This is a genomic window from uncultured Roseovarius sp. (assembly GCF_963972555.1).
In the GTDB taxonomy this organism is placed as follows: Bacteria; Pseudomonadota; Alphaproteobacteria; order Rhodobacterales; family Rhodobacteraceae; genus Roseovarius; species Roseovarius mucosus.
This window is the reverse complement of the sequence record NZ_CAXAUM010000017.1, coordinates 68,769-77,142: the sequence shown is the minus strand read 5'-3', so window position 1 is coordinate 77,142 and position 8,374 is coordinate 68,769. Positions and strand designations below refer to the sequence as shown.

The 8,374-nt window shown below is 65.2% G+C and carries 9 protein-coding genes; 2 read left to right on the top strand and 7 right to left on the bottom strand.

Translation table 11 applies throughout. From position 1 onward, the window contains the following. Window positions 1-130: 130 nt before the first annotated feature. The 5 genes from yacG to AACZ65_RS14870 all read right to left on the bottom strand — a co-directional run bounded on the left by yacG (window position 131) and on the right by AACZ65_RS14870 (window position 3,111). Complete coding sequence (gene yacG, locus AACZ65_RS14890; protein ID WP_037273309.1) at window positions 131-313, bottom strand: DNA gyrase inhibitor YacG; 183 nt, start codon at window positions 311-313, stop codon at window positions 131-133. Next, complete coding sequence (locus tag AACZ65_RS14885; protein ID WP_339672135.1) at window positions 310-1,335, bottom strand: ribonuclease E/G; 1,026 nt, start codon at window positions 1,333-1,335, stop codon at window positions 310-312. Before AACZ65_RS14885 ends, yacG begins: the two co-directional genes overlap by 4 nt. Beyond that, a complete protein-coding gene (locus AACZ65_RS14880) occupies window positions 1,332-1,910 on the bottom strand; it encodes a Maf family protein (protein ID WP_339672134.1) in 579 nt (192 codons plus the stop codon). The genes AACZ65_RS14885 and AACZ65_RS14880 overlap by 4 nt, the downstream gene beginning before the upstream one ends. A gap of 14 nt (window positions 1,911-1,924) precedes the next feature. Continuing rightward, the gene (gene infA, locus AACZ65_RS14875; protein WP_005978431.1) at window positions 1,925-2,143 is read right to left on the bottom strand and encodes a translation initiation factor IF-1; all 219 of its coding nucleotides are present in this window, start codon (window positions 2,141-2,143) and stop codon (window positions 1,925-1,927) included. Window positions 2,144-2,226: 83 nt separating this feature from the next. Continuing rightward, a complete protein-coding gene (locus AACZ65_RS14870; protein WP_339672133.1) occupies window positions 2,227-3,111 on the bottom strand; it encodes a carbon-nitrogen hydrolase family protein in 885 nt (294 codons plus the stop codon). Window positions 3,112-3,259: 148 nt separating this feature from the next. Between AACZ65_RS14870 and AACZ65_RS14865 the strand changes: the two genes are divergently transcribed. Then, the gene (locus tag AACZ65_RS14865; RefSeq protein ID WP_339672131.1) at window positions 3,260-3,562 is read left to right on the top strand and encodes a hypothetical protein; all 303 of its coding nucleotides are present in this window, start codon (window positions 3,260-3,262) and stop codon (window positions 3,560-3,562) included. On the opposite strand, the gene AACZ65_RS14860 is transcribed toward AACZ65_RS14865, so the two are convergent. After that, the gene (locus AACZ65_RS14860; protein WP_339672130.1) at window positions 3,525-4,760 is read right to left on the bottom strand and encodes a urate hydroxylase PuuD; all 1,236 of its coding nucleotides are present in this window, start codon (window positions 4,758-4,760) and stop codon (window positions 3,525-3,527) included. The genes AACZ65_RS14865 and AACZ65_RS14860 overlap by 38 nt on opposite strands. Before the next feature lie 148 nt (window positions 4,761-4,908). Here AACZ65_RS14860 and AACZ65_RS14855 point away from each other — a divergent pair, with 148 nt between their 5' ends. Then, on the top strand, window positions 4,909-6,306 hold the full coding sequence (locus tag AACZ65_RS14855) for a short-chain fatty acyl-CoA regulator family protein (protein WP_339672129.1): 1,398 nt from the start codon (window positions 4,909-4,911) through the stop codon (window positions 6,304-6,306). 5 nt (window positions 6,307-6,311) lie between these two features. On the opposite strand, the gene AACZ65_RS14850 is transcribed toward AACZ65_RS14855, so the two are convergent. Next, complete coding sequence (locus AACZ65_RS14850) at window positions 6,312-8,339, bottom strand: FkbM family methyltransferase (RefSeq protein ID WP_339672127.1); 2,028 nt, start codon at window positions 8,337-8,339, stop codon at window positions 6,312-6,314. Window positions 8,340-8,374 lie beyond the last annotated feature (35 nt).

The following is an 8,374-nucleotide window of genomic DNA, read 5'->3' as shown; positions in this document are numbered from 1 at the left end:
ACCACCGACACGAGGATTTTCAATCCACTGCTCTACCCCTGAGCTACCCGGGCATGGGAGAAGGCTGAGCCTTCGGGTGGATGCGTTCTAGGCGAGCGCGGGCGGGGTGTCCAGAGGGTATGAGTAAAAATCAATGGGGTTTTTTCAGCTCTTGATCCAGAGCGTCGAGAGCCTCTTCGAGATCAGCGGGATCGGTGGAGGGCACGGCGTAATCGCCGCCAAACCATTTGCCCAAATCCACATCAGCGCAACGCCGCGAGCAGAAGGGGCGATAGCTGGGATCGGTCTTTTTCTGGCAGATCGGGCAGGTCACTTGAGCAGGTCCGTAAGGGGCTGGCGATCGCGTTTGCGTTGTAATTCAAAGTGGCCCAAGGGCGTCCAGCCCGCAAGGGTGGTTTCGGTCGTGTCCTGACGCAAGGCGGCGCGGAGTGCGGATTCGAAGGTGCGGCGGTCCTTCTTGGGCATGGGGGCGAGGTCGAGTGTAATCTGACCGCCAAGACCGCGTAGGCGCAATTGGCGCGGCAGGTCACGGGCCATGTTGATATTTGCCTTGAGCCCGGCAGCAAGGCTGGCGTCGCCGCCGGTGTTGACATCCACGGCCACAAGCGCGCGGGTGGGTTCGATGTAAAAGGACGCACCACCGGGCAAGGGGACCAGGGGATCGCGCAAGGCGTCGAGTTGGTCGAGCACGCCGGTTTCGGAAAAGGAGCCCGGATCGGTCAGCACATCCGCCGGGTCCACCCAATCGCGCCAGGCGAGGGTATGAGGGCCCTCGCCTTCGGTCAGAGTTTCGGGCTCGGTTCCCGTGGCATCGGCGAGCACGGCCTCGGCCAGATCGCGCATGGCGCGAATATCCTCTGCAATATCAGAGGCCTCGGCGCTCTCGCAGGCGGAGCGGAGGATCAGGCCCATCGGGCTGTCGCCCATCTCGGCATGGGCGATTTCAAGGAGGGAATCGCGCAGGTTCTCATCCTTGATGGAACGAGAGATATTGAGGCCCGGTGCATCCGGAGTGATGATGGCATAGCGGCTTTTGAAGAGAAGCCGGGTTGTGACCGGCAGCGCCTTGCCCGGTTCAGCATAGCCCGTGACCTGCACCAGCAGAGGTTGACCGGGGGCCAAACCCTTGACCTGGCGCAGAAAAGCGGATCCGTCGGGTGTGCGCAGGAACATGCCGCCTTGGCCTTTGACGGGGCGATCGGCGATGGCGCGGTAGATGGCACCGGGGCGCGGCTGATTCGAGTCGATCAGCAGGTCTTCAAGCCGCCCCCCCACAAGCAGGGCTGCGGCCTCGGCACCGTTCAGATGGTCGAGCGCGATGGTGCGCAGGGTCATGGGATGTCCTTCCAGAGAGGGTAACCTGCGGCGCGCAAGAGGTTTGCGGTCTCGGCCAGAGGCAGTCCGACGACAGCGGTGAAAGAGCCCTGAATCCAGGGGATTAGCGCGCCTGCGGGGCCTTGGATCGCGTAGCCGCCGGCCTTGCCCTGCCAGTCGTTCGTGGCAAGGTAGGCGTTGAGCTCCTCATCCGAAAGGCGCTTCATCTGCACGGTGGTCACGACATCCCGCTCCCATATCCGCGCGCCGCGCCGGACCGCCACGGCGGTGATCACCCGGTGCCGCCGCCCAGACAGGGCGAGCAGGAATTGTGCTGCTTCGCCGATATCTTGCGGTTTGCCAAGGATGCGGCGACCAAGCGCCACGGTGGTATCGGCACAAAGAACGATGTCATCGTCCTCGGCCTCAACGGCCCACGCCTTTTGCCGCGCCATGCGGGCGCAATAGGGGCGGGGCAATTCGGCCTTGGCGGGGGTTTCGTCGATCTCGGGTGGGCGGGTGTCATCCGCGACCACCCCGATCTGCGCCAGCAGATCGCGCCGGCGCGGGCTGCCGGATCCGAGGATCAAACGCATTTAAAATCAGTCGCTTACTTGAAGCGGTAATTGATCCGACCCTTGGTCAGATCATAGGGGGTCATTTCCACCTGAACCTTGTCGCCCGCGAGAACGCGGATACGGTTCTTGCGCATTTTGCCTGCCGTATGTGCGATGATCTCATGGCCGTTTTCAAGCTCGACCCTGAATGTCGCGTTGGGCAGGAGTTCCTTGACGACACCGGGAAATTCGAGCGTGTCTTCCTTGGCCATGGTCTCTCCTTGATGTGGCGCCCCGCCGTTTTGCGGAACGCGCTAGTAAATGCGCCTGTTTTGCGCGGTTTTCAAGGGTCTAATCACCGCAGTCGTTCAGATGTGACCATGACGTCGCGCCCCTGTTGGTCATCCCAATGGCGGCGGTTGAGGACAACGCCATCGGCGCGGACGTGGGCGATGCGGTCCAGATCGACATCGGCATAGGTCCAGCCGGGGCGGTTGAGCGTGCCCTCGGCAAGGACGCCCGTGGCCGGAAACCCTGTATCTGGGGGTCCAAAGACGCCACCCATACCACAATTGGTATCGACCGCCGGGGACCAATCCGCGGTGCCCACGGTCGAGGCCATGACGGTCACGCATTGCATCTCGAGGGCGCGAGCCATGGCACCGATCCGAACGCGGGAATAGCCGGTCAGCGCCTCGGTGCAGGAGGGCACGAGGATCAGGTCGGCATCGGCCAAAGCCTTGCCCAGCAAGGGAAATTCGCTGTCGTAACAGATCAGGATGCCAATTTTTCCAAGGCTCGTATCAAAGAGGCGCAGGGGGCCGCCGGGGGCGACATGCCAGTCTTCGCGCTCGAACCGGGTCATGATCTGCTTGTCCTGCGCGCCGCGCGCGCCGTTGGGGGTAAAGAGCATGGCGCGGTTGACGGGGCGGGGGCCAAGTTCGGGGTCAAAGACCGGGGCGGAGGCCCCCAGGATATGCAGATTGTGGCGCGTCGCTAGCTCGGCGTGCAGATCGTAAGCCTCTGACATCACGTCGGAAACTGCGTGCAGCGAGCGTTCGAGATCGCCGGCTGCCTCAGCCCCGGCGAGCGTGGCCAGTTCCATCGCGCCGTATTCGGGAAAAACGGCGAGATCGGCCCCGTTGGCGGCGGCCTCGGCCACCCAATCGGAGAGTTTGCGGTGGTAATCGGCCCAGGAGGCGAGCGCGTCGAGCGGATAGGCGGCGGTGGCGATTTTCATGGGCGCGCTCCGGGCTGAGGTCTGATGTAAGCTTTGTAAGGTCTTGCAGGTGATTTTGTAAGGTCCCGGATTGGGTTTGCGCGCAGCGCGCGCCGGGCGCAACGATTTCTTAACCCCTGTCTGGCAGGGTGGTCGGATCAGGCAAGGCATGAGGCGGGCGATGTATGACGAGATGCCGATCAACCGGGTGCGGACCCTGCTGCGCCGGGTGGTGGATCATCTGGCCGCGGGCGGTCAGCGGGTGATGGTTCTGCGCAACGGGGTGCCGGTGACGGGCCTTGTTTCGGTCAGCGACATGAAGGCGCTGGAGACGGCGGATCAGGCACGAATGGAGCATCATGCGCTGAGAGCGCAGGCGCGGTTGCGGGACATCGGCCTGTTAAAGGCCGGGCTTGATTCGGCGCGCTACGAGGTCAGGGCGCGGCACGGCCCGCCTGATACCAGGCGATGAGGGTGGCGCGCTCCGCAGGCTCCATCGCGGTGAGATTGGCGGGCGGCATGGCGGTGCTGAGCCCGGCATGAAGATAGAGCGCGCGGGCCTGACGGGCGAGGTCGGCCGGGGATTCGAGAATCACGCCCTTGGGGGCGTGGATCAGGCCGGGCCAGAGCGGTTCGGCCGCGTGGCACATGGCACAGCGCAGGGCGACAATCTCTTGCACCGTGTCAAAGCCGGGGGCCTTGGTCAGGCGGAGCTGGGCCGGGCTGAGGCTTGCGGTTTTCGACGGAGTGTCTGCGTTGGTTGAGGCGCCCAGTGTCGAGAGCCAGACGATCGCGGCGAAGATCAGCGCGGTCACGCCCCAGGCCCACCAGGGCCGCCCGCGCCGGGCGTGCAGCGTGTTGAAGAAATGCCGGATGGTGACGCCCATCAGGAAGACAAGAGAGGCGATGAGCCAGTTGTAGGGCGTGGCAAAGGCGAGCGGGTAATGGTTGGAGAGCATCAGGAAGATGACAGGCAGGGTGAGGTAATTGTTATGGGTCGAGCGCAGTTTGGCGATCTGGCCATAGCGCGCCTCGGGGCTGCGCCCGGCGCGCAGATCGGCGACCACGATGCGCTGGTTGGGCATGATGACGAGAAAGACATTGGCAGTCATGATCGTGGCGGTGAAGGCGCCGAGATGCAGCATCATGGCGCGGCCGGTAAAGACCTGCGCATAGGCCCAGCCCATCGCGGTCAGCAGCGCGAAGAGCAGGAGCATGAGCAGGGTGGGCCGCGCGGCAAGCCGCGACTTGCAGAGATTGTCGTAGATCAGCCAGCCGAGCCCCAGCGAGCCCGCCGAAAGGACGATGCCCTGCGTCGGGCTGAGCGGGCTGTCGGCACTGAGCAGGAAGAGATCGGCAGAGGCCCAATAGACCAGCATCAGCAGGGCCGCGCCCGACAGCCAGGTGGCGTAACTCTCCCATTTGAACCAGGTCAGGTGGTCGGGCATCTGCGCGGGTGCCACAAGATACTTGCGGATGTGGTAAAATCCGCCGCCATGCACTTGCCATTCCTCGCCCTGCGTGCCCGGGGGAAGGTCGGGCGCGCGGCGCAGCCCGAGATCGAGGGCGATGAAGTAAAAGGAGGTGCCGATCCAGGCCATGGCGGTGACGACATGCAGCCAGCGGGCGGCAAACCCGGCCCATTCGAGAAGGATCGCCGGGTCCGGCATCTGCGCGCGCTCCTCTTGATGCTGTGTGTCAGGGTCAGCTTAGCGGTTGTGGCGGCGCTGTCCATGGGGCTGCGCGCGGCGGGGGATTGTCGAGACATCTTTGCAAATGTAGTCTGGCGCGCATGCGAAGTTGCAAAGGGTGCGCGCCATGGCAATCCAGAAACTCTATGCCGGGGCCAAGCTGCGCGAGACGCGGCAGAGACTGGGCCTGACGCAAAAGGATTTCGCGGGCAAGCTGGGCGTGTCGCTGCCCTATCTCAACCAGATGGAGAACAACAACCGGCCCGTGAGCACGACGGTGGTTCTGGCGCTGGCGCAGGAATTCGGCTTCGACGTCACCGAATTGAGCACGGGCGATGCCGAGCGGATGGTGAGCGACATGCGCGAGGCGCTGGCCGATCCGGTGTTTGGCGACGATCCGCCGCCGCTGGCCGATCTGCGGCTGACGGCCTCCAATGCGCCGGCGCTGGCGCGGGCGTTCCTGGAGTTGCACAGCGCCTATCGCCAGACCCACGAGCGGTTGGCGAGCCTGGACGAGGCGCTGGGGCGCGAGGATGCGCGCAACCAGACAAGCCCCTGGGACGAGGTGCGCGATTTCTTTCATTATTGCGACAATTACATAGATGCGGTGGATCATGCCGCAGAGCGGTTTGCCGAAGCCGGCGGCGGACAGCCCATTTCGGATCTGGCCTGCGCGCGCCTTGCGGGGCTGGGCATCACGGTAGTCGAGGCGGACACGGCGCGATTGCGCCATTACGACCGCGCCGCCGGGGTTCTGACGCTGTCGTCGCGCGCGGCCCCCGAGAGCCGCCGCTTTCAGCTCTTGTTGCAGATGGCACTTGTGACGCAGGATCAGTTGCTGGAGGCGACGCTGGATTTCGCGCGGTTTCAGTCGGAGGCGGCGCGGTCGATCGCCAAGATCGGGCTGGCCAATTATTTCGCGGGGGCGGCGATGATGCCCTATGGCCGGTTTCTGGCGGCGGCACAGGAGGTGCGGCACGATCTGGAGGTTTTGGCGCATCGGTTCGGGGCCTCTATCGAACAGGTCTGTCACCGCCTCTCGACCTTGCAGCGGCCGGGGGCCAAGGGGATTCCGTTCTTCTTCGTGCGGGTCGATCAGGCGGGCACGATCACAAAGCGCCATTCGGCGACGCGGTTGCAATTCGCGCGGTTCGGGGGGGCCTGCCCGCTCTGGAATGTGCATCGCGCCTTCGAGACGCCGGGGCGGTTCCTGCGGCAATTGGCGGAGACGCCGGACGGGGTGCGCTATATCAGCCTTGCGCGCGATGTGTCGAAACCGGGGGGCAGTTTCGGCGCGCCGGTGCGGCGGTTCGCGATCGGCCTCGGCTGTGAGGTGAAGCATGCGGGCGATCTGGTCTATGCCGACGATCTGGATGTGAGCCACGCGCGGGCGTTCGAGCCGATCGGCATTTCCTGCCGGATTTGCGAGCGGGCGGAGTGTCATCAACGTTCAGTACCGCCGCTGGAGCGGCGGCTGCAGGTGACACCGGACGAGCGCGGCGTTCTGCCCTATCGGGTGGGCTGACGCGGTCAGAGGCTGTCGATGAAGCGTTCGGCGACGCGCGGCTTGATCTCGCCGCGGTCGACCAGAAGTTCGAGGCAGCGCAGGGTGACGTCGGTGAAGCCGTAACAGGTATCGCAAAGCAGCGCGATCTTGCGCAGAGCGTCGTTGTCGAGCGTATCGGGGCGGGAGAGATCACGCAGGTAGAGGATGTCGCCGTCGAGCATCTGCTGCGGTGTGGCATCCTCGATGCGTCCCAGCCAGCGAGAGCGCAGGAGACGTTTCTCGATATGCAGAAAGGAATGCGGCACCAGCCCGTGCGCCTGAAGCAGGCGGTCTATCTCGCCGAAGGAGGGCTGGTTGTCGTAGAGGGGAAAGAAATTGACCTCGCTCTGCACAGCCAGCGTTTGCGAGAGCGCGGTTTGGGCGTGGGTGAAGATCATCGCTTCGGCACCCTGCACGTCGATCTTGAGGAAATCGACATGGCCGATGCCGTCGATCTCGTCGAGTTTGCGACTGGGAAGGTCGACATGGCCTGTGGGACGCGCGGCGCGGCGCAGGCCGAGCAGGTGGTCAAGTGTCGGCTGGCGGATTTCGAGGAGCGAGGCCAGACCAGAGCCACGGTAGAGGTTGAGGCGATGGGTCTCGCCGTCGCCCACCACGTCGGGGAAATAGGTCTCGTGCGGGGATTTGCGGGCGTTGAGGGCGGCGAGCGCCTCGGGCTGGGGTTCAAACCCGGTGACATGGGCGTGACCGGCGGCCAGAAGCTCTTTGTAGGGGGCGTCGTGGTTCATCGGGTTGGCCCCGATGTCGAGGATGCGCAGGGGGGCAGCGAGACCCAGAGTGCGCGTGAGATCGGCGAGCCGTTGCTGCGCGCGGGCCTCGGGCGAGGGGGTCTTGCGCGGCGGGGCGATGGGGGTGGGCTGCACCGCGTGCAGGCTGGCCCCGGTGCCGTCGCGCAGGTCGGCAAGCACCTGCATCATCTGGGCGGCGATGCGAGACGGCGCGCGATTCTCGGCGAGGGCAAAGGCCGCCGCGCGGCGGGTGCGCAATTCGTCATCGGGCATGTCGACCAGCCGGGTCATCATCCGCAGAAGGCCGCGCGGCGCGCCGGGATCATAGAGCAGGTCGTGGTTTTCCGGGGCGACATGGGCGCGCAGCGCGTCGGTATCGGGGCCGATCACCGGCAGGCCAAAACCCTGCGCCAGCATTACCGAACCGGAGGTGAAGAGATTGCTGAAAGGGGCCACGAAGACCTGCGCGCGGGCAAAGATGCCGGCCACATCCTCATCCGGCACGGCCTCGTCGGTGATGGAGATTGCGGGGGCATCGGAGAGGCCGCGAAAGAGCTTTTGATGGCTGCGCGCCGCGCGTCCGCAGAGGTGAAGGTGAAAGGGCGTCTCGCGCCGGATCAGCGTGCGGGCGGTATCGACCAGCTTGTCCAGCCCCTTGTTGGCGCGAAAGGCCCCGAAGAACAGAAAGGCGCGCGCGTCGCATTCGGGCAGGTCGCGGGCAAGACTGGTGGCGGCGGGTTCGTATTGGCCAAGATAACTGGGGTGGGGAATGATGCGCAGGCGGGCGGGGTCGACCCCCCAGTCGCTCTGCATGTGCAGGGCGGCATCGGGGGTGTGAACATGCACCAGATCGGCGAGTTCCACGACGCGGGCGCGCGCGGCGCGAAAGGTCTCGGGGTCCATGTCGCGATGCGGGCTGCGGTTGTGCACGGTCCAGAGGATGCGGCCCCCCCCGGCCTTGAACGCCGCGAGCGCCGCCAAGTCGCGCTCGGCCTCGCTGGCATTGGCGGCGCTGTCGCGGGAGCGGCCAAAGATCAGGTCATCCCAATGCAGGTGCAAGAGGCGGTGCCCCTCGGCGAGCAGGCGGGGCAGATCGGTGATCTCGGTCTTGGCCAGAGGTTCTGGGCGAAAACCGGCCTCGGTCGCGGCGTAGATCAGGTGCTGGTAGGGATTGCCGCGCGACATCGGCAGATTGAGCACGGCGGCCGGTTCTGCCGCGGCCGGTCGGGCGGCAGCTTTCTTGATCGTTGCGCTTTTTGCCATGCTCTGCCTCTTGCCCAGGACGTACCAATTACGAC

What these genes read in the sequence shown, in the direction of transcription:
- AACZ65_RS14850 (WP_339672127.1), bottom strand. Translation starts at nt 8,339, where the DNA reads ATGGCAAAAAGCGCAACGATCAAGAAAGCTGCCGCCCGACCGGCCGCG.
- AACZ65_RS14855 (WP_339672129.1), top strand. Translation starts at nt 4,909, where the DNA reads ATGGCAATCCAGAAACTCTATGCCGGGGCCAAGCTGCGCGAGACGCGG.
- AACZ65_RS14860 (WP_339672130.1), bottom strand. Translation starts at nt 4,760, where the DNA reads ATGCCGGACCCGGCGATCCTTCTCGAATGGGCCGGGTTTGCCGCCCGC.
- AACZ65_RS14870 (WP_339672133.1), bottom strand. Translation starts at nt 3,111, where the DNA reads ATGAAAATCGCCACCGCCGCCTATCCGCTCGACGCGCTCGCCTCCTGG.
- infA (WP_005978431.1), bottom strand. Translation starts at nt 2,143, where the DNA reads ATGGCCAAGGAAGACACGCTCGAATTTCCCGGTGTCGTCAAGGAACTC.
- AACZ65_RS14865 (WP_339672131.1), top strand. Translation starts at nt 3,260, where the DNA reads ATGAGGCGGGCGATGTATGACGAGATGCCGATCAACCGGGTGCGGACC.
- AACZ65_RS14880 (WP_339672134.1), bottom strand. Translation starts at nt 1,910, where the DNA reads ATGCGTTTGATCCTCGGATCCGGCAGCCCGCGCCGGCGCGATCTGCTG.
- AACZ65_RS14885 (WP_339672135.1), bottom strand. Translation starts at nt 1,335, where the DNA reads ATGACCCTGCGCACCATCGCGCTCGACCATCTGAACGGTGCCGAGGCC.